Below are 19,228 nucleotides of genomic sequence, written 5' to 3' on the forward strand. Positions count from 1 at the left end.
CTGGCGCTGCACCGGGACCACTCCGGCAGCAGCCCAAGCGCGTTCGCTTCTTACACCGGCAGCGCCGGCTCCTCGTGCAGCACACCGTCGCGCAACCGCATGATGCGGTCGCAGCGCGCGGCGAGATCGGGATCGTGCGTGACGATCACGAAGCTCGTTTCGAGCGTCTCGGACAGCTCGAGCATCAGGTTGAACACCGTATCGGCCGTCGTGCCGTCGAGATTGCCGGTCGGCTCGTCGGCGAGCACGCACGCGGGATTCGTGACCAGCGCGCGAGCGATCGCCACGCGCTGCCGCTCGCCGCCCGACAGCTCACCCGGCCGGTGCTTCGCACGCGGGCCGAGACCGACGCGCTCGAGCATCGCCTGGGCCTGCTCGCGCGCGTCCTCGGTCGTCATCCGGCGAATGCGCAGCGGCATCGCGACGTTGTCGAGCGCGGTGAACTCGGGCAGCAGATGATGAAACTGGTAGACGAAACCGAGCGCACGGTTGCGCAGTTCGTTGCGCTCGCGCTCGGCGAGTTGCGTGAACGGCTTGCCGAGCAGCGACACTTCGCCGGCGCTGGGCTCGTCGAGCCCGCCCAGCACGTGCAGCAGCGTGCTCTTGCCGGACCCCGACGCGCCGACGATCGCGAGCTTCTCGCCGCGCCGCACCGTCAGCTCGGTATTGTTGAGCACCTGCACGTTGAAGCCGCCCTGCACGAACGCCTTCGTGATCCCGCGCGCCTGAAGCACGTATTCCTGCATACCTGCCGAATCCTGTTTGTTGTGTTGTCGTGAATCCGCGAATGCGGTCGCGCGATCATTCATAGCGGAGCGCCTCCGCCGGCTTCACCTTCGCGCCGCGCCAGCTCGGATAGAGCGTCGCGACCGCCGACAGCGCGAACGCGATCAGCCCGATCCGGATCACGTCGCTCGCGACGAGTTCGGACGGCAACTCGCTGATGAAGTACACGGACGGCGGCAGGAACTGCACGCCGAACAGGTGTTCGATCATCGGGATCAGCCACGGGATGCTCCACGCGATCAGGCACCCGAGCGCGACGCCCGACGCCGTACCGACGAAGCCGATCGTCACGCCCTGCACGACGAAGATCTTCATGATCGACCCCGGCTGCGCGCCGAGCGTGCGCAGGATCGCGATGTCGGCCTGCTTGTTGGTCACCGTCATCACGAGCGACGACACGAGGTTGAACGCGGCCACCGCAATGATCAGCGTGAGGATGATGAACATCATCCGCTTTTCGATCTGCACGGCCGAGAACCACGTCTTGTTCTGCTGGGTCCAGTCGCGGATGTACAGGCTGCCCGACAGCGTATGCGACAACTCGACCGCCACGTCCGGCGCCTTCTGCATGTCCTTCAGCCGCAACCGCACGCCGGTCGGCGCGGCCATCCGGAACAGCGCCTCGGCGTCGCGGATGTTGATCATCGCGAGCGTGCTGTCGTATTCGTAGTGCCCGGACTCGAACACGCCGACGACCGTGAACTGCTTCAGCCGAGGCATCATGCCGGCCGGCGTGATCGAACCTTCCGGCGCGACCAGCGTGACCTTGTCGCCGACCGTCACGCCGAGATTGCCCGCGAGCGCATCGCCCAGCACGATGCCGAACTGGCCCGGCACCAGCGCAGCCAGTTGGCCCGCCTTCATGTCCTTGCCGATGTCCGACACCTGCGGCTCGAGCGTCGGCTCGACGCCGCGCAGCATCACGCCGCTGACCGCGTCCTGGCGGGTGAGCAGCGCCTGCGCGTCGACGTACGGCGCCGCGCCGATCACCGACGGATTGCGCCGCGCTTCCTGCGCGGTCAGTTGCCAGTCGGGCATCGAGCCCGTCGGCGAGAACACCTCGACGTGCGCGAGCACCGACAGCATGCGGTCGCGCACCTCCTTCTGGAAGCCGTTCATCACCGACAGCACGACGATCAGCGCCGCGACGCCGAGCGCGATCCCGAGCATCGACACGAGCGCGATGAAGGAAATGAAGCCGTTACCGGTCGTGCGTTTGCCGGCGCGCGTGTAGCGCCAGCCGATCTGCCATTCGTACGGAAGTTTCAAGCGAATCCTTTCTGCTGGTTACGGCGGGGAGGCGCCCCGCGGCCGGACCGCCGCCCGGTGGCGGCCACCGGCCCGGGCACGGTCGAAAAACGGCCGCCGGACGCGAACGGGCCGTCAGCCGGCCCGATCACGCGCGCAGTTTGCCATACAATGCGCACCATCATGCACGACCGACGCCTCCATTTTCTCGTTCCGTTCGCGCTGCCGTCGGCGGCCGATGCGGCCTCGTCCCTGCATACGCTGGACAGCCCCGCGCTCGAAAAGTTGCTCGCCCGCGCCAGCCTCGTCGAGCGCGTGGCCGGCGAAGACTTCCAGCGCACGCTGCCACACGAGCGCTGGCTGGCCCGCCAGTTCGGCGCCACCCAGGGCAACGCCGCGGACGAGGCGCCGCTCGCGCCCTACATGCTGCTGGCGGACGGCGGCGACCCCGCCACGCACGCGTGGGCCTGCGTCGAGCCCGTCCACGTCGAAATCGCGCACGATCACCTGGTGCTCGTCGACCCGGCGGCCCTCGCACTCGACGAAGGCGACGCAGCCGCGCTGCTCGCGGTCGCGCGGCCGCTGATCGAGGAGCTCGGCGTCCGGCTCGAGGCACCGAACCCGTCACGCTGGTACCTGTCGAGCGGGCAGCTCGCTCGCCTGGCCGGCGCCGCACCGCTGCGCGCGAGCGGCCGCAACATCGAGATCTGGCTGCCGCACGAGGCCCATACGGGCGAGCGCTCGCGGATGTGGATGAAGCTGCAGAACGAAGTGCAGATGGCGTGGTTCCAGCACCCGGTCAACGAGGCCCGCGAGGCGCGTGGCCTGCCGGCCGTCAATTCGATCTGGTTTCATGCGCAGGGCACGCTGAAGCCGGTCGGCAAGCCGTTCGCGCGCGTGCTGTCCGCATCGCCCGCGGCGCTCGGCCTCGCGCGCGCCGCGCAAGCCGACGCCGGCGCGCCGCCTGCCGTGTTCGGCGCACTGCCCGCCGCAGATGGCGCGACGCTCGTCGAACTGCCGGTGCTGACCACCCCGTTCATCGAGCAGGACTGGGCGCGCTGGCACGACGGACTCGTCGCGCTCGAGCGCGACTGGTTCGCGCCGGCCCTTGCCGCGCTGCAGAACGGCGAGCTCGCGAGCGTCGATTTCACGCTGTGCGGCGATACGAGCTCCGTGACGCTGCACGCGACGCGCGGCGATCTGCGCAAGTTCTGGCGCCGCCGCGCGCTGGCCTCCCTGTTCGAATAACAAGCAGACCCCGAATGACCCGGATCGTTACCCGTCCCGTCGCGCCCGCCGACGCCGAAGTGCTCGCGCGCCATGGCCTGCATCCCGTCCTTGCACGCCTGTACGCGTCGCGCGGCGTGCAGTCCCCCGCCGACATCGAAACCGCGCTGGCGCGACTCGTTCCGCCCACCGAGCTGAAAGGCTGCGCCGACGCCGCATCGCTGCTCGCCGACGCGATCGCCGACAAGCGGCGCCTGCTCGTGGTCGCCGATTACGACTGCGACGGGGCAACCGCGTGCGCAGTCGCGGTGCGCGGCCTGCGGATGTTCGGCGCGCAGATCGACTACCTGGTGCCGAACCGATTCGAATACGGCTACGGCCTCACGCCCGAGATCGTCGAACTCGCCGCCGCGCGCAAGCCCGACCTGCTGATCACCGTCGATAACGGCATCGCGAGCGTGACGGGCGTCGAAGCCGCGAATGCGCGCGGCATCGACGTGCTCGTGACCGATCACCACCTGCCCGGCGACGCGCTGCCGGCCGCGCGCGCGATCGTCAACCCGAATCAGCCCGGCTGCGCGTTCCCGAGCAAGCACCTCGCCGGCGTCGGCGTGATGTTCTACGTGCTGCTCGCACTGCGCGCCGAGCTGCGTCGCCGCGGCGCGTTCGCGAGCAAGGAAGCCGAGCCGCGTCTCGACGGCCTGCTCGACCTCGTCGCGCTCGGCACCGTCGCCGACGTCGTGCGGCTCGACGGCAACAATCGCGTGCTGGTTGCGCAGGGGCTGCAGCGCATCCGCAACGGCCGCATGCAGCCAGGCGTCGCCGCGCTGTTCCGGGCCGCCGCGCGCGAAGCGCGCACGGCATCGGGCTTCGACCTCGGCTTCGGCCTCGGCCCGCGCCTGAACGCCGCCGGGCGGCTGTCCGACATGTCGCTCGGCATCGAGTGCCTGATCACCGACGATATCGGCCGCGCATGGGATCTCGCGCAGCAGCTCGACGTGATGAACCGGGAACGCCGCGAAATCGAAGCCGGCATGCAGCAGCAGGCGCTCGCCGATCTCGCCGACGTCGATCCGGCCGACGCGTGCACGATCACCCTCTTCAACCCCGAGTGGCATCAGGGCGTGATCGGCATCGTCGCCGGCCGGCTCAAGGAAAAATTCCACCGCCCGTCGTTCACGTTTGCGCATGCGGACGACGAAGGCAAGCGGGTCAAGGGTTCGGGCCGCTCGATTCCAGGCTTCCACCTGCGCGACGCGCTCGACCTCGTGTCGAAACGCGAACCGGACCTGATCGTCGCGTTCGGCGGCCACGCGATGGCGGCCGGCCTCACGCTCGACACCGAGAACGTGCCCCGCTTCGCGGCCGCGTTCGAGGCCGTCGCGCGCGAATGGCTGTCCGACGACGCGCTCGCCCGCGTGATCGAAACCGACGGCGAACTCGAAGACGCGTACTTCACGCCGCAGTTCGTCGGGCTGCTCGACGAGGCCGTCTGGGGGCAAGGTTTTCCGGCCCCGCTTTTCTCGGGCGAATTCGACGTCGTGTCGCAGTCGCTCGTGAAGGAAAAGCATCTGAAACTGCAGCTGGCGCGCGGCCGGCAACGCTTCAACGCGATCTGGTTCAACCACACGGAGCCGCTGCCGGAGAGCGCACTGGTCGCCTACCGCCTCGTCGCCGACACGTGGAACGGCGTCACGCGCGTCCAGCTGATCGTCGAACACGCGGCCGGCTGAGCGCGGGCCGCCCGGCCCGCAATGCCCGCCGATGCATGCACGCCGCGCCGGACGGGGCCGCGGCGCGCGTGCGAGCATCGTTTGCGTCACCGGGCAACCCCGCCGATCGGCTATAATTCCGCTTTTTTACGAAGCAAGAATAGCGAACGATCATGGAAGCGGAACGTCTCAACGCGATCGAAAGCTCCCTGCTCGACCTGCGCAACCGCGCGGGCGAGCTCCGGGGGTATCTTTGACTACGACGCCAAAGCTGCGCGTCTGACCGAAGTCAACAAGGAACTCGAAGACCCGAACGTCTGGAACGATTCGAAGAACGCCCAGGCGCTCGGTCGCGAGAAGAAGCTGCTCGAGGGCGTCGTCACGACGCTCACCGCGCTCGATGGCGACCTGCGCGACGCGCTCGACCTGTTCGAGCTGGCCCGCGAGGAAGGCGACGAGGACACGCTCGTCGCGTCGGAAGAAGACGCTGCCAAGCTCGAGGCGCGCGTGGGTGACATCGAGTTCCGCCGGATGTTCTCGAACCCGGCCGACCCGAACAACTGCTTCATCGACATCCAGGCCGGCGCCGGCGGCACCGAAGCGTGCGACTGGGCATCGATGCTGCTGCGCCAGTACCTGCGCTACTGCGAACGCAAGGGCTTCAAGGCCGAAGTGCTCGAAGAGTCCGACGGCGACGTCGCCGGCATCAAGAACGCGACGGTCAAGGTCTCGGGCGAATACGCGTACGGCTTCCTGCGCACCGAAACGGGCATTCACCGCCTCGTGCGCAAGTCGCCGTTCGACTCGTCGGGCGGCCGCCACACGTCGTTCTCGTCGGTGTTCGTCTACCCGGAAATCGACGACTCGATCGAAGTCGAGATCAACCCGGCCGACCTGCGCATCGACACGTACCGCGCATCGGGCGCGGGCGGTCAGCACATCAACAAGACCGACTCCGCGGTGCGGATCACGCACATGCCGACCGGCATCGTCGTGCAGTGCCAGAACGACCGCTCGCAGCACCGCAACCGCGCCGAAGCGATGGCGATGCTGAAATCGCGCCTGTACGAAGTTGAAATGCGCAAGCGCCAGGCCGAACAGGACAAGCTCGAATCGAGCAAGACCGATGTGGGCTGGGGCCACCAGATCCGTTCGTACGTGCTCGACCAGAGCCGCGTGAAGGACCTGCGCACGAACGTCGAAATGAGCAACACGCGAGCCGTCCTCGACGGCGACCTCGACGACTTCATCAGCGCGAGCCTCAAACAGGGCGTGTAAGCGCCGCGGCGCGACCCTGCCGGGTCGCGCCCCCTTGCCCTTCCCGTTTGCGTTGCCGCACCCACTCCGAATTCCGACCATCATGACCGAACCGACCCAAACGCAGCCCGCCGTCACCGCGGACGAAAACCAGATCATCTCTGAGCGCCGCGAGAAGCTGCGCGCCCTGCGCGAGCAAGGCGTCGCCTACCCGAACGATTTCCGGCCCGAGCACCACGCTGCCGACCTGCAGGCGAAATTCGCCGATTCGGACAAGGCCGCGCTCGAAGCGAACCCGGTCGAGGTATCGGTTGCCGGCCGCATGATGCTCAAGCGCGTGATGGGCAAGGCAAGTTTCGCGACGGTGCAGGACGGTTCGGGCCAGATCCAGTTCTTCGTGACGCCGAACGACGTCGGTGCGGAAACCTACGACGCATTCAAGAAGTGGGACCTCGGCGACATCGTCGCCGCGCGCGGCGTGCTGTTCCGCACCAACAAGGGCGAGCTGTCGGTCCAGTGCAAGGAGCTGCGCCTGCTGTCGAAGGCGCTGCGCCCGCTGCCGGACAAGTTCCACGGCCTGTCGGACCAGGAAATGCGCTACCGCCAGCGCTACGTCGACCTGATCGTCACGCCGGAAACGCGCGACACGTTCCGCGCCCGCACCAAGACGATCGCGTCGATCCGCAAGTTCATGGACAACGCCGAGTTCATGGAAGTCGAGACGCCGATGCTGCACCCGATCCCGGGCGGCGCGGCCGCGAAGCCGTTCGTCACGCATCACAACGCGCTCGACATGCAGATGTTCCTGCGCATCGCGCCGGAGCTGTACCTGAAGCGCCTGATCGTCGGCGGCTTCGAACGCGTGTTCGAAATCAACCGCAACTTCCGGAATGAAGGCGTGTCGCCGCGTCACAACCCGGAATTCACGATGATGGAGTTCTACGCCGCGTACACCGACTACCGCTGGCTGATGGACTTCACCGAGCAGCTGATCCGCCAGGCGGCGATCGATGCGCTCGGCACCGCGACGATCCAGTACCAGGGCCGCGAGCTCGACCTCGCGAAGCCGTTCCACCGCCTGACGATCACGCAGGCGATCCAGAAGTACGCGCCGGACTACACCGACGGCCAGCTGTCGGACGACGCGTTCCTGCGCACCGAACTGAAGCGCTTCGGCGTCGACGTGTCGCAGCCGGCGTTCCTGAACGCAGGCATCGGTGCGCTGCAGCTCGCGCTGTTCGAGGAAACGGCCGAAGCGCAACTGTGGGAGCCGACCTTCATCATCGACTACCCGGTCGAGGTGTCGCCGCTCGCACGCGCATCGGATACGGTGCCGGGCATCACCGAGCGTTTCGAGCTGTTCATGACCGGCCGCGAAATCGCGAACGGCTTCTCGGAGCTGAACGATCCGGAAGACCAGGCCGCACGCTTCAAGAAGCAGGTCGAGCAGAAGGACGCAGGCGACGAGGAAGCAATGTTCTTCGACGCCGACTACATCCGCGCGCTCGAATACGGGATGCCCCCGACCGGCGGCTGCGGGATCGGTATCGACCGTCTCGTGATGCTGCTGACCGACAGCCCGACGATCCGCGACGTGCTGCTGTTCCCCCACCTGCGCCGCGAAGACTGATCGCCGCGCCCGCGTGTGCGCCGCGCCGTGCGGTGCGCACGCGTCAGCTTTGTAACGACGCGTAAGTCCCGCCAGCCGGCGTCCGTCGGCTTTCGATCCTCCCCCGTTTTATTCCCTCGTCGCATCAGCGTTCTGCGGGTTTTCCCTGCCATGGGCGCGCGCACCCCGCTGCAATTCGTTACACCTTGATACGGTGCGCCGCGCGCCGGTGGATGACACTCCTGTTGCGTCACCACGCATGACCACGGGACCAGAACCAGGCGCAGGAACGCCAGGTCTGCTCGCTCCCGAGCGTGGGATCCGGTCCGGCCCGCAGTGCCGCCCCGGATCGACACCGGAGAAAAAAATGGACAGCCAGAATCAGACCACGCCGCAAAAGCAACGCCTCCACCCGCTCATCGCCACCGCCGCCGGCGCCGTCATCGTCGCCAGCCTCGCGGCGACGGCAGCGATCACGGGCATTTTCCCGAAGGCCAACAGCAACAATGCACAGAATGGTCAGACCCAGGCCGCGTTGATCGCATCGCAGCCGGCCGTCGATACGGCGGCGGCCGCCAGCGCTGCGCTGGCCGCGCAAGCCCAGCAGCAGGCAGCCGAACAAGCCGCCGCGCAGCAAAAGGCTGCCGAGCAGAAGGCCGCCGTCGCGCAGGCTGAACCGAAGCCCGCGCCGCGCCCGGCCGCGCCGCATCGCCGCCATACGACGGCACCGCAGCCGCCGCAATACGCGCAGCAGCCGTCGGCGCCGGCCCAGAGCTACTGCCAGAGCTGCGGCACGGTCGTCGCGATCTCGCAGACGCGCACGCCGGGCCAGAGCTCGGGGATCGGCGCCGTGGGCGGCGCTGCAGCCGGCGGCCTGCTCGGCAACCAGTTCGGTCACGGCAACGGCCGCACCGCGATGACGATCATCGGCGCGCTGGGTGGCGGTCTCGCCGGCAACCAGGTCGAAAAGCAGGTGCGCGCGGAAACCGACTATCAGGTCCAAGTGCAGATGGAGAACGGCGCGACGCGCACGTTCACGTACCACAACCCGCCGCCGTTCGGCCAAGGCCAGCGCGTGCGGATCGAGAACGGCACGCTGGTCGGCGCGTAGTCGCCTGATCGCGTCGGGCTCCCCCTGCCCGCATGTCGTGCGCGGGCAGGCGGCCTGAAAACGAAAACGGCTCGTGAGCAATGGCTCACGAGCCGTTTTTCATTGCCGGCCAGCTGCGCCGTTGCGGCGGCCGCCAGGTTCAGTCTTCGTCGTCGAAGTCCGATTCGTCGATCCAGTGGGCCTGGATCGCCTCGAGGATCTTCTCGCCGGAGTGCTTCGGATCGTCGTTGAATCCGTCGAGCTCGAGCACCCACTGGCGCAGGTCGACGAAATTGATCCGCTGCGGGTCGATGTCCGGGTGCTTGTCCGCCAGCGCAATGGCTATTTCACGCGAATCGGTCCATTTCATCGCCTGCCTCCGGTTCCTGTCAGTGGTTTTCCTTCGCGTGGTTGATCGAGTACTTCGGAATCTCGACCACCAGGTCCGAATCTTCCTTCACGATCGCCTGGCACGACAGGCGCGACGTCGGCTCGAGGCCCCACGCCTTGTCCAGCAGATCGTCCTCGTCCTCCTCGGACGGCGTCAGTTCGTTGAAGCCTTCGCGGATCACCACGTGGCACGTCGTGCACGCGCACGACTTCTCGCATGCATGCTCGATCTCGATCCCGTGTTCGAGCAGGTTGTCGCAGATACTCTTGCCGGGCGTCGCGTCGATCACTGCGCCATCCGGGCACAGTTCGACGTGAGGCAGCACCACCATTTGAGGCATGTCCGTTCCGTCAGTCAGGGTGCGGCGCCAGGCGCCGCACGGTTCATTGTCGCGCAGGCCGTCGCCGGCCGATGCGCAGTTCTTGCGTTCAGATCTCGTCGAGCCGGCGGCCCGACAGCGCACGCTTGATGCTCTTGTCCATCCGGCGCGCCGCGAATTCGTCGGTGCCGTCGGCCAGCGCCTTGGTCGCCGCCTCGATCGCGTTCGTATCGTCGCCTTGCGCGACCGCGCGCAGCGCCGCGGCCAACGTGTCGACTTGCGTGCGTTCGTCCGCGTCGAGCAGTTCGCCGTCGGCCGCCAGCGCGGCCTGCGTCGCCTCGAGCATCCGCTCGGCCTCGACCTGTGCTTCGCGCAGCGCGCGGGCGCGCATGTCGATTTCGGCGGTCTTGAAGCTGTCTTCCAGCATCTTCGCGATGTCGTCGTCGGCAAGACCGTACGACGGCTTCACGACGACCGATGCCTCGACGCCCGACAACTGCTCGCGGGCGAACACCGACAGCAGGCCGTCCGCGTCGACCTGGTAGGTCACGCGGATGCGTGCGGCGCCGGCCGTCATCGGCGGAATGCCGCGCAGCTCGAAGCGCGCGAGCGACCGGCAGTCGGCGACGAGCTCGCGCTCGCCCTGCACGACGTGGATCGCCATCGCGGTCTGGCCGTCCTTGAAGGTCGTGAATTCCTGCGCGCGCGCGATCGGAATCGTCGAGTTGCGCGGAATGATCTTCTCGACGAGGCCGCCCATCGTCTCGACACCGAGCGACAGCGGAATCACGTCGAGCAGCAGCCAGTCGTCGCCGGTGCCGCGATTGCCTGCAAGCAGGTCGGCCTGGATCGCCGCGCCGAGCGCGACGACCTGGTCCGGATCGAGGTTCACGAGCGGCGGCTGGCCGAAATATTTCGCGACCGCATCGCGGATCACCGGCATGCGCGTCGCGCCGCCGACGAGCACGACGCCCTTGATGTCGGCCGGCGTGACCTGCGCATCGCGCAGCGCCTTGCGGGTCGGCGTGAGCGTGCGCTGCACGAGCGGCTCGACGAGCGACGCAAACGTGTCGTGCGAGATCGTCTGCACGAGGTGCGCGCCACCTGACAGCGTGACGTCGAGCGACGCCTCCGGTGCGGACGACAGCGCTTCCTTCAGCACGCGCACACGGTCGAGCAGCAGGCGCACGTCCTCGGGCGCGAGCGTCTTCGCATCGATACCGGCCCGCGCGAGCACGTGATCGAACAGCACATGGTCGAAATCGTCGCCGCCGAGCGCGGAATCACCGCCCGCGGCCAGCACTTCGAACACGCCCTTCGTCAGCTTCAGGATCGACAGGTCGAACGTGCCGCCGCCGAGGTCATACACCGCGTAGAGGCCTTCGGCCCCGTTGTCGAGACCGTAGGCGATCGCCGCAGCGGTCGGTTCGTTCAGCAGGCGCAGCACGTTGAGGCCCGCGAGGCGCGCAGCATCCTTGGTCGCCTGGCGTTGCGCTTCGTCGAAATACGCCGGCACCGTGATCACCGCGCCCACCAGGTCGTCGCCAAGCGAATCTTCCGCGCGATAACGCAGCGTCGCGAGGATCTCGGCCGACACTTCGACCGGGCTCTTCACGCCGTCGATGGTACGGATCTGCACCATGCCCGGCGCATCGACGAATTCGTACGGTGCATTCGCCGCGCCTTCGACCTCGGCCTTGCCGCGGCCCATGAAACGCTTGACCGACACGATCGTGTTGCGCGGATCGGTCGCGGCCTGCTCTTTCGCCTCGTGGCCGATGCGTCGGCCGCCCTTCTCGAGATAGCGGACCACCGACGGCAGCAGCACGCGACCGGCTTCGTCCGGCAGGACTTCAGGCACGCTGTTGCGCACGGCAGCGACGAGCGAGTTCGTCGTGCCGAGATCGATCCCGACGGCGAGTCGCCGCTGATGCGGCGCCGGCGCCATGCCCGGTTCGGAAATTTGCAGTAAAGCCATCTTGGTTCGTTCGGGCGCACGGCCCGTTTGCTGCGCGTGCCGCAAGGCACGCGGTTAAGTTTCGAGGCGCTCGATCTGCGCGCCCACTTCCGACGCGACCCGTTCGATGAACATCAGCTGGCGCACGGCCTCGGCGGCCGCCTGATCGGCGCCGCTGTCGAGCAGCGTGCCGAGACGTTCCACGCGCACGCGCCGCTCTTCGCGCAACTCGGCGAGCAGCGCGTCGAGCGCGTCGACGTTGCGGGCGGCCGCGGCATCCTCGATGCCCTCGCGCCACTCCATCTGCTGCATCAGGAACGCAGGCTCCATCGCGGTGTTGTTTTCCGCGCCGATATCGACGCCGCGCAGCGACAGCAGATAAGACGCACGCTTCAGCGGATCGCGCAGCGTCCGGTACGCCTCGTTCGCGCGGGTTGCCCATTGCATCGCGATGCGCTTCTGGGCGTCGCCGGCCGCTGCGAAGCGATCCGGGTGCACCTGCGTCTGCACCGTCCGATAGGCAGCGTCGAGCGCCGTCTCGTCGAGCGCGAATTGCGCCGGCAGGTGAAACAGGTCGAAATGGCTGTCTTTCAGCGAGACCATCGTCGCGTTCAATTCCGTTTCGTCGCGCGGCAAACGCCGCACATTAAAAAGGCGGCCCGTGCCGCCTCTTGCCCGCATCGCGCGGAGATCCGCGTGGTCACACGCGGAACGATTCGCCGCAACCGCACTCGTCCTTCACGTTCGGGTTGTTGAACTTGAACCCTTCGTTCAGGCCTTCACGTGCGAAGTCGAGCTCGGTGCCGTCGATGTAGGCCAGGCTCTTCGGATCGACGATCACCTTCACGCCATGGCTCTCGAATACCTGATCCTCGGGAGCCAGCTCGTCGACATACTCGAGCTTGTACGCGAGCCCCGAGCACCCGGTCGTGCGAACGCCAAGCCGCAGGCCCATACCCTTGCCGCGACGGACGAGGTATTTCTGCACGTGCTGTGCTGCTTTTTCGGTCAGTGTAATTGCCATGATGTCCTTGCCGCGGCACGCCACCGGGGCCCGCCGCGTTCCTTCTGAAGCCGCTCGATGCCGCTCAGGCTGCTGCCTGATCGCCTTCCGTGGTGTCGTGGCGCTTCTTGTAGTCGGCCACGGCTGCCTTGATCGCGTCTTCCGCGAGGATCGAGCAGTGAATCTTCACCGGCGGCAGCGCGAGTTCTTCTGCGATCTGCGTGTTCTTGATCGACAGTGCTTCGTCGAGCGTCTTGCCCTTCACCCATTCGGTGACGAGCGAGCTCGATGCGATCGCCGAACCGCAACCGTAGGTCTTGAACTTCGCGTCTTCGATCACGCCGTCCGCGCCGACGCGGATCTGCAGCTTCATCACGTCGCCGCAGGCCGGCGCGCCGACCATGCCCGTGCCGACCGTGTCGTCGTCCTTCGCGAACGAACCGACGTTGCGCGGGTTTTCGTAGTGATCCAGAACCTTGTTGCTGTAAGACATGACTCAGACTCCTTGACTCGTTACGTCTGCGTGCGCGAATCCGCCCGCAGGTATGTTCAATCCGGCGCTCAGTGTGCGGCCCATTCGATCGTCGACAGATCGATGCCTTCCTGGTGCATTTCCCAGAGCGGCGAGAGTTCGCGCAGCTTCGCGATCTTGCTGTTCAGCAGGTTGATCACGAAGTCGACTTCCTGCTCCGTCGTGAAGCGGCCGACCGTGAAGCGGATCGAGCTGTGCGCTAGCTCGTCGTTGCGGCCGAGCGCACGCAGCACGTACGACGGCTCCAGCGACGCCGACGTGCACGCGGAGCCCGACGACACCGCGACGTCCTTGATCGCCATGATCAGCGACTCGCCTTCGACGAAGTTGAAACTGATGTTGAGGTTGTGCGGGACACGGCGCTCCATGTCGCCGTTCACGTACGTTTCCTCGATTTGCGACAGGCCGCGCAGCAGCTTGTCGCGCAGCATGCGGATACGCTCGTTTTCCGTCGCCATTTCTTCACGTGCGATGCGGAATGCTTCACCCATGCCGACGATCTGGTGCGTCGCCAGCGTGCCCGAACGCATGCCGCGCTCGTGGCCGCCACCGTGCATCTGCGCCTCGATGCGCACACGCGGCTTGCGACGCACGTACAGCGCGCCGATGCCCTTCGGGCCGTAGGTCTTGTGTGCCGAGAACGACATCAGGTCGACCTTCAGCTTCGCGAGGTCGATCGCGACCTTGCCGGTCGACTGTGCGGCGTCGACATGGAACACGATGCCCTTCTCGCGGCAGATTTCACCGATCGTCTCGATGTCCTGGATCACGCCGATCTCGTTGTTCACGTGCATCACCGACACGAGGATCGTGTCCGGACGCAGTGCGGCCTTGAACACGTCGAGGTCGATCAGGCCGTCGTCCTTCACGTCGAGGTAGGTGACTTCGAAGCCGTCGCGCTCGAGCTCGCGGCAGGTGTCGAGCACGGCCTTGTGCTCGGTCTTCACCGTGATGATGTGCTTGCCCTTGCCCTTGTAGAAGTTCGCGGCACCCTTGATCGCGAGGTTGTCCGATTCCGTTGCGCCGGACGTCCAGATGATCTCGCGCGGATCCGCGTTCACGAGCGCGGCCACGTTCTCGCGCGCTTCCTCGACCGCACGCTCCGCGTCCCAGCCATACGCGTGGCTGCGCGACGCCGGGTTGCCGAACTGCTCGCGCAGGTACGGCACCATCTTGTCGACCACGCGCGGGTCGACCGGCGTCGTCGCGCTGTAATCCATATAGATGGGCAGGTGGAGAGTGTCTTGGGTCATCTGTCGCTCCGGGAATTCTGTGCAGGGACTATGTGCGTTATGGGGTATGGCGGCGCATTCGCGCTCACGAACTCGCGATGTTGAACACCGAATTGGGGCCGAGCGGCATCGTCCGCACCGGCTCGGCCGGCGCCGCAACGGGCTCCGGCGTGCGCCGGTCGCGCAGCACCGCGGGTGCGCCCTCGCGAGCGCGCTGCTGATCGACGAGATCCTGCAGCGACACCGAATCGAGGTATTCGACCATCTTCTGGTTCAGCGTCGACCACAGCTCGTGCGTCATGCAATGGCCGTCGGGCTGCTTCGAGCCGTCGCACGTGCCTTTGCCGCCGCACTGCGTGGCGTCGAGCGGTTCATCGACCGCGATGATGATGTCGGCAACGGTGACGTCCTGCGCGCGACGCGCGAGGTTGTAGCCGCCGCCCGGGCCGCGCACGGATTCGACGATTTCATGCCTGCGCAGCTTGCCGAACAACTGTTCGAGATACGAGAGCGAAATCCGCTGGCGCTGGCTGATGCCTGCAAGCGTCACCGGGCCCTGCTCCTGGCGCAGTGCCAAGTCAATCATCGCCGTGACGGCGAAACGGCCTTTGGTGGTGAGTCTCATGGTGTCTAGGGGACTGCAATCTTGACGATTTTGGTCAAGTATAAATATTTGACGTTTTTAGTCAAGTATCCATGTCTTTGAAAGGGTATTCGCAGACCGCTGAATTCCGTCGCGATCAGCGCTCCGTGCGGGCCCGGAGCGTCTCCAGCAGGCCCGCGCAGGCGCGCTCGACCTGATCGAGCACCTGCTCGAAGCCCTGCGTGCCGCCGAAATAGGGATCGGCCACTTCGGTTTCGGTCGAATCCGGCGCGAATTCCATTAGCAGGCGTACCTTGTCGCGATGCTGCTGCGGACAACGGCGGCGCAACTCCGCGAGGTTCGCTTCGTCCATCGCGAGCAGCAGGTCGAAGCGCTCGAAATCCGCCGCACTCACCTGTCGTGCACGCAACGCCGACAGGTCGTAGCCACGGCCGCGAGCGGCAGCCTGCGCACGCGCATCGGGCGGCTCGCCGACATGCCAGTCGCCGGTGCCAGCCGAATCGATCGCGATCCGGTCGGCCAGCGCGGCCGCGTCGACCTGGTGACGCATCACGCCTTCCGCAGTGGGCGAACGACAGATGTTGCCGAGACAGACGAAACAGATCGAAACGCGGGTCATCGCACTATCGGAAAGCCGCGCGGGAGAACAACGCGCCATTATACAAAGGCGCCCGAAATCGCGTCGCCGCGCAAAGCGACGGCGCCCTGCATTACAGCGCCTTCGGCGCGGCGAGCACGACGTCGCCGGATGCCGGCGGCAGCGACTTCGCGGCATCGTCGACCAGCCCGAACGACACTGCACGCGCCAGCTCGGCGGATGCCTGGTGAACGGCAAGCGGGCCACGCGACGGCGCGTCGGCCATCGCATGCAGATAGGCAGCCGCGGCCAGCGGAACGACGATTGCCAGCGGCCAGTACATCGATATTGTCTTTTTCATGATGCGGACCTCCTTGACCTCGTACCCCGAAAACCAATTCCGGGGACTACAGACAGGATTCTATAGACCGCATCTATCGAGATAAATATGCAAATAGCGAACGTACTGTTGTCGCCGGATGAACAATTGTCAGCCGAGGTGGCTTTGCGACGCCGCGTACAGCTCGCGGAACGTGCGTCCGGTCGGCGTCGGCATGTCGCGCGTATCCATCCAGCCGCCCATCATCGGCAGGCGCCGCAGCGTGCCGCCGTTGCCGCCCAGCCGCTCGAGGACGCGCACCGCGAGCTTGGTCGTCAGCGCGTACAGCATCGGCCGGCGCGCGAAGAAGCCCCATGCGGCGAGCGCCGCCCGCTCGCGCCACGGCCGCAGATGCCGCTCGACCTGCTTCTCGCGCAGCGTGCGCAACAGGTGCGACAGCGGAATCCCGACCGGGCACACGCTGTCGCACTCCCCGCAAAGCGTCGCGGCCTGCGGCAGGTCGAGCGAGCGGTCGAGCCCGACGTAGCTCGGCGTCAGCACGGACCCCATCGGCCCCGGGTAAACCCAGCCGTACGCGTGGCCGCCGACCTTCTGGTACACCGGGCAATGGTTCATGCATGCGCCGCAGCGAATGCAGCGCAGCATCTCCTGGAATTCGCCGCCGATCAGCCCCGTGCGACCGCCGTCGACGAGCACGACATAGTTGTGCTCGGGGCCATCCTCGTCGCCCGGCCCGCGCGGCCCGGTCAGCAAAGAAAAGTAGTTCGACGTCTTCTGCCCGGTCGCGGAGCGCGGCAGCAGGCGCATCGCGGTCGCGAGATCCTCGAGCGTCGGCAGCACCTTCTCGATGCCCGTCACCGCCACATGCACGCGCGGCATCACCGTGCACATCCCCTCGTTCCCTTCGTTCGTCACGATCGCGACCGAACCGGTCTCGGCGATCACGAAGTTGCCGCCCGTCACGCCCATGTCGGCCGACATGAAATGCGGGCGCAGCACCTCGCGCGCCTCGCGCGTCATGTCCGGAATCTCGGTGAGCCGCTCGCGATGGTGCGTGCGCGCGAACAGGTCGGCGATCTCGTCCTTGTCCTTGTGCACGACGGGCGCAATGATATGGCTCGGCGGCTCATTGTCGTTGATCTGCAGGATGTATTCGCCGAGATCCGTCTCGATCGACTGCACGCCCATTTCCGCCAGCACCGCGTTCAGGCGCATTTCCTCCGACACCATCGACTTGGTCTTGATGACCTTCTTCACGTCGTGACGGCGCGCGATATCGGCCACGAGCCGCGCGGCATCCTCGGTCGTTTCGGCAAACAGCACCGTCGTACCGCGCCGCGTCGCCTCTCGCTCGAACGCCTCGAGCCACACGTCGAGGTTCTCCAGCGCGCGGTTGCGGCGTTCCTTCAGCGCGGCACGCGTGGCCGGGAAATCGATCGCGGTCATCGCGTCGGCGCGCGCGGACACGAATTTCGTCGACAGCTTCTTCAGGTTCTGCTGCAGGCGCTGGTCGGCCAGCTTCTGGCCGGCGCGCGCCTTGAAATGCATCGATTGGACTTGCATCGCGGTATCGGGGAAAAGTGAGCGGAACCGGGCGTCAGACGTCGCCCGCCAGCACCTGCGCGACGTGCAGCACGCGCGTGTCGCGGTCGCCGGTGCGGCGCAACCGCCCTTCGATGTTCAGCATGCAGCCGAGATCGCCGAGCACGACGGCGCCCGTGCCCGACGCGCGCACGTTCGCGCACTTCTCGTCAGCGATGGCCGCCGAAATGTCGCCGTACTTGACCGCGAACGTGCCGCCGAAGCCGCAGCAGTGCTCGCAGTCCTTCATCTCGGTGACCGCGATGCCGCGCTGCGCGAGCAGCGCGCGCGGTTGCGCCTTCACGCCGAGCTCGCGCAGGCCCGAGCACGAATCGTGGTAGGTGACGGGCCCCGTGAATTCGCCCGGCGCGAGCGACACCTTCGCGACGTTCGCCAGGAAATCGGTCAGTTCGTAGACCTTCTGCTGGAATCGCGTGTAGCGCCCCATCAGCTCGGGGTCGTCGCGAAACAGGTCGCCGTAGTGCGCGCGAATCATCCCGCCGCAGGAACCCGACGGCGCGACGACGTAATCGAACTGCTCGAACTCGCGCAGCGTCTTTTCTGCGAGATCACGCGCGAGCGCACGGTCGCCCGAGTTGTAGGCCGGCTGGCCGCAGCAAGTCTGCGCGGGCGGCACGATCACCTCGTAGCCGGCGTCGCGAATCAGCTTGAGCGCCGAAAAACCGATTTCGGGGCGCATCAGATCGACCAGGCAGGTCACGAACAAACCGACTCGCATACGTGCTCCTTCGAGAAAACGGCTCTCATTATCCGCCGTTTGGCCGGCAAGACCAACGCCGGCGCTCACGCAAGCCCGCACGGCGCGCGAAACGAGGATTTCCTCGAACGGCGTTCGCTTTTTTCACAATACGAGATACAATCGTTCCAACACCGCTTGACGCGTCAACCGATTTCTCCCCCGACATGAGCCAACCCACCCCGGATTCCAAAACGTCGATCCAGGTGATCGAACGCATGATGCGGTTGCTGGACGCGCTCGCCGCGCACAGTGACCCTGTCAGCCTGAAGGAGCTTGCGCAGCGGACGGAGCTGCACCCGTCGACCGCGCACCGCATCCTCAACGACATGGTGACCTGCCGTCTCGTCGATCGCTCCGATCCCGGCACGTATCGCCTCGGCATGCGCCTGCTGGAGCTCGGCAACCTCGTGAAGGCGCGCCTGTCGGTACGCGACGCGGCCCTGATGCCGATGCGCGAACTGCACCGCCTCACCGGGCAAACCGTGAACCTGTCGGTGCGCCAGGGCGACGAGATCGTCTACATCGAGCGTGCGTATTCGGAGCGCTCGGGCATGCAGGTCGTCCGTGCGATCGGTGGCCGTGCGCCGCTGCACCTCACCTCGGTCGGCAAGCTGTTCCTCGCGGCCGACGAAACATCGCGCGTGCGCGCGTACGCGACGCGCACGGGGCTGTCCGGCCATACGCAGAACAGCATCACCGACATCGCGAAGCTCGAGCGCGAGCTGACGATCGTCCGCCAGCAATCGTGCGCGCGCGACAACGAGGAGCTGGAGCTCGGCGTGCGCTGTATCGCGGCCGGCATCTACGACGATTCGGGCAAGCTCGTCGCGGGCCTGTCGCTGTCGGCACCGGCCGATCGTCTCCAGGATGCGTGGCTCGGCCAGTTGAGCCGCACGGCCCTCACCATTTCGGAATCGCTCGGCTACCGCCCGGCGCCCGCGAAGGATGCGGACGGGCTGCAGCGGCAAGCGTAAGCCGCTCCCGCTCGCCCAATGAAAAAGCC

Annotated in this window: 20 protein-coding genes; 6 read left to right on the forward strand and 14 right to left on the reverse strand. The window is 66.7% G+C overall.

Going from position 1 to position 19,228, the window contains the following annotated elements; translation table 11 throughout:
* Positions 1-50: 50 nt before the first annotated feature.
* Entirely contained in the window at positions 51-746 is a 696-nt protein-coding gene (gene lolD / locus C5O79_RS13040) for a lipoprotein-releasing ABC transporter ATP-binding protein LolD (protein WP_046546050.1), read from the reverse strand.
* A gap of 55 nt (positions 747-801) precedes the next feature.
* The gene (locus tag C5O79_RS13045; protein WP_021157682.1) at positions 802-2,055 is read right to left on the reverse strand and encodes a lipoprotein-releasing ABC transporter permease subunit; all 1,254 of its coding nucleotides are present in this window, start codon (positions 2,053-2,055) and stop codon (positions 802-804) included.
* A 150-nt stretch (positions 2,056-2,205) separates the two neighbouring features.
* On the opposite strand from C5O79_RS13045, the gene C5O79_RS13050 reads away from it, so the two are divergent.
* The 5 genes from C5O79_RS13050 (at position 2,206) to C5O79_RS13070 (ending at position 8,950) form a co-directional block, all read left to right on the forward strand.
* Complete coding sequence (locus tag C5O79_RS13050; RefSeq protein ID WP_046546051.1) at positions 2,206-3,282, forward strand: hypothetical protein; 1,077 nt, start codon at positions 2,206-2,208, stop codon at positions 3,280-3,282.
* A 14-nt stretch (positions 3,283-3,296) separates the two neighbouring features.
* Positions 3,297-4,994 carry a single-stranded-DNA-specific exonuclease RecJ gene (gene recJ, locus C5O79_RS13055; RefSeq protein ID WP_046546052.1) on the forward strand — a complete coding sequence of 566 codons (1,698 nt, stop codon included), beginning with the start codon at positions 3,297-3,299 and terminating at the stop codon, positions 4,992-4,994.
* A gap of 152 nt (positions 4,995-5,146) precedes the next feature.
* A protein-coding gene (gene prfB, locus C5O79_RS13060; protein WP_111941483.1) for a peptide chain release factor 2 occupies positions 5,147-6,251 on the forward strand; the annotation gives its coding sequence in 2 pieces (ribosomal slippage) (positions 5,147-5,227 and positions 5,229-6,251; 1,104 coding nt in all).
* An 82-nt stretch (positions 6,252-6,333) separates the two neighbouring features.
* On the forward strand, positions 6,334-7,860 hold the full coding sequence (gene lysS, locus C5O79_RS13065; RefSeq protein WP_046546053.1) for a lysine--tRNA ligase: 1,527 nt from the start codon (positions 6,334-6,336) through the stop codon (positions 7,858-7,860).
* 346 nt (positions 7,861-8,206) lie between these two features.
* Positions 8,207-8,950 (forward strand): glycine zipper 2TM domain-containing protein, encoded by a 744-nt coding sequence (locus tag C5O79_RS13070; protein WP_046546054.1) that lies wholly within the window; start codon positions 8,207-8,209, stop codon positions 8,948-8,950.
* Between the two features lie 139 nt (positions 8,951-9,089).
* Here the strand turns inward: C5O79_RS13070 and iscX are convergent, their stop codons facing one another.
* The 12 genes from iscX to C5O79_RS13130 all read right to left on the reverse strand — a co-directional run bounded on the left by iscX (position 9,090) and on the right by C5O79_RS13130 (position 18,204).
* Positions 9,090-9,299 carry a Fe-S cluster assembly protein IscX gene (gene iscX, locus C5O79_RS13075; RefSeq protein WP_039364760.1) on the reverse strand — a complete coding sequence of 70 codons (210 nt, stop codon included), beginning with the start codon at positions 9,297-9,299 and terminating at the stop codon, positions 9,090-9,092.
* Between the two features lie 19 nt (positions 9,300-9,318).
* Positions 9,319-9,660, reverse strand: a complete 342-nt coding sequence (gene fdx / locus C5O79_RS13080; RefSeq protein WP_046546055.1) for an ISC system 2Fe-2S type ferredoxin — start codon at positions 9,658-9,660, stop codon at positions 9,319-9,321.
* An 88-nt stretch (positions 9,661-9,748) separates the two neighbouring features.
* Positions 9,749-11,617, reverse strand: a complete 1,869-nt coding sequence (gene hscA, locus C5O79_RS13085; RefSeq protein WP_046546056.1) for a Fe-S protein assembly chaperone HscA — start codon at positions 11,615-11,617, stop codon at positions 9,749-9,751.
* Positions 11,618-11,671: 54 nt separating this feature from the next.
* The gene (hscB, locus tag C5O79_RS13090) at positions 11,672-12,199 is read right to left on the reverse strand and encodes a Fe-S protein assembly co-chaperone HscB (RefSeq protein ID WP_042973645.1); all 528 of its coding nucleotides are present in this window, start codon (positions 12,197-12,199) and stop codon (positions 11,672-11,674) included.
* Positions 12,200-12,296: 97 nt separating this feature from the next.
* Positions 12,297-12,620 (reverse strand): iron-sulfur cluster assembly protein IscA, encoded by a 324-nt coding sequence (gene iscA / locus C5O79_RS13095; protein WP_012492710.1) that lies wholly within the window; start codon positions 12,618-12,620, stop codon positions 12,297-12,299.
* A gap of 64 nt (positions 12,621-12,684) precedes the next feature.
* Positions 12,685-13,092 (reverse strand): Fe-S cluster assembly scaffold IscU, encoded by a 408-nt coding sequence (gene iscU / locus C5O79_RS13100; protein ID WP_011352562.1) that lies wholly within the window; start codon positions 13,090-13,092, stop codon positions 12,685-12,687.
* Between the two features lie 68 nt (positions 13,093-13,160).
* Positions 13,161-14,384, reverse strand: coding sequence for an IscS subfamily cysteine desulfurase (locus C5O79_RS13105; RefSeq protein ID WP_046546057.1), 1,224 nt, complete (start codon positions 14,382-14,384; stop codon positions 13,161-13,163).
* Positions 14,385-14,448: 64 nt separating this feature from the next.
* On the reverse strand, positions 14,449-14,988 hold the full coding sequence (gene iscR, locus C5O79_RS13110; RefSeq protein WP_009691731.1) for a Fe-S cluster assembly transcriptional regulator IscR: 540 nt from the start codon (positions 14,986-14,988) through the stop codon (positions 14,449-14,451).
* Between the two features lie 115 nt (positions 14,989-15,103).
* Entirely contained in the window at positions 15,104-15,586 is a 483-nt protein-coding gene (locus C5O79_RS13115; RefSeq protein ID WP_046546058.1) for a low molecular weight protein-tyrosine-phosphatase, read from the reverse strand.
* A gap of 91 nt (positions 15,587-15,677) precedes the next feature.
* Positions 15,678-15,905, reverse strand: a complete 228-nt coding sequence (locus C5O79_RS13120; protein ID WP_047850678.1) for a hypothetical protein — start codon at positions 15,903-15,905, stop codon at positions 15,678-15,680.
* Positions 15,906-16,034: 129 nt separating this feature from the next.
* Positions 16,035-17,447 carry a lactate utilization protein B gene (locus C5O79_RS13125; protein ID WP_122474162.1) on the reverse strand — a complete coding sequence of 471 codons (1,413 nt, stop codon included), beginning with the start codon at positions 17,445-17,447 and terminating at the stop codon, positions 16,035-16,037.
* Between the two features lie 34 nt (positions 17,448-17,481).
* The gene (locus tag C5O79_RS13130; protein ID WP_069248359.1) at positions 17,482-18,204 is read right to left on the reverse strand and encodes a (Fe-S)-binding protein; all 723 of its coding nucleotides are present in this window, start codon (positions 18,202-18,204) and stop codon (positions 17,482-17,484) included.
* Between the two features lie 185 nt (positions 18,205-18,389).
* Here C5O79_RS13130 and C5O79_RS13135 point away from each other — a divergent pair, with 185 nt between their 5' ends.
* The gene (locus C5O79_RS13135; RefSeq protein ID WP_034183553.1) at positions 18,390-19,199 is read left to right on the forward strand and encodes an IclR family transcriptional regulator; all 810 of its coding nucleotides are present in this window, start codon (positions 18,390-18,392) and stop codon (positions 19,197-19,199) included.
* Positions 19,200-19,228 lie beyond the last annotated feature (29 nt).

This window comes from Burkholderia sp. SRS-25 (assembly GCF_004343765.1).
Lineage (GTDB): Bacteria > Pseudomonadota > Gammaproteobacteria > Burkholderiales > Burkholderiaceae > Burkholderia > Burkholderia contaminans.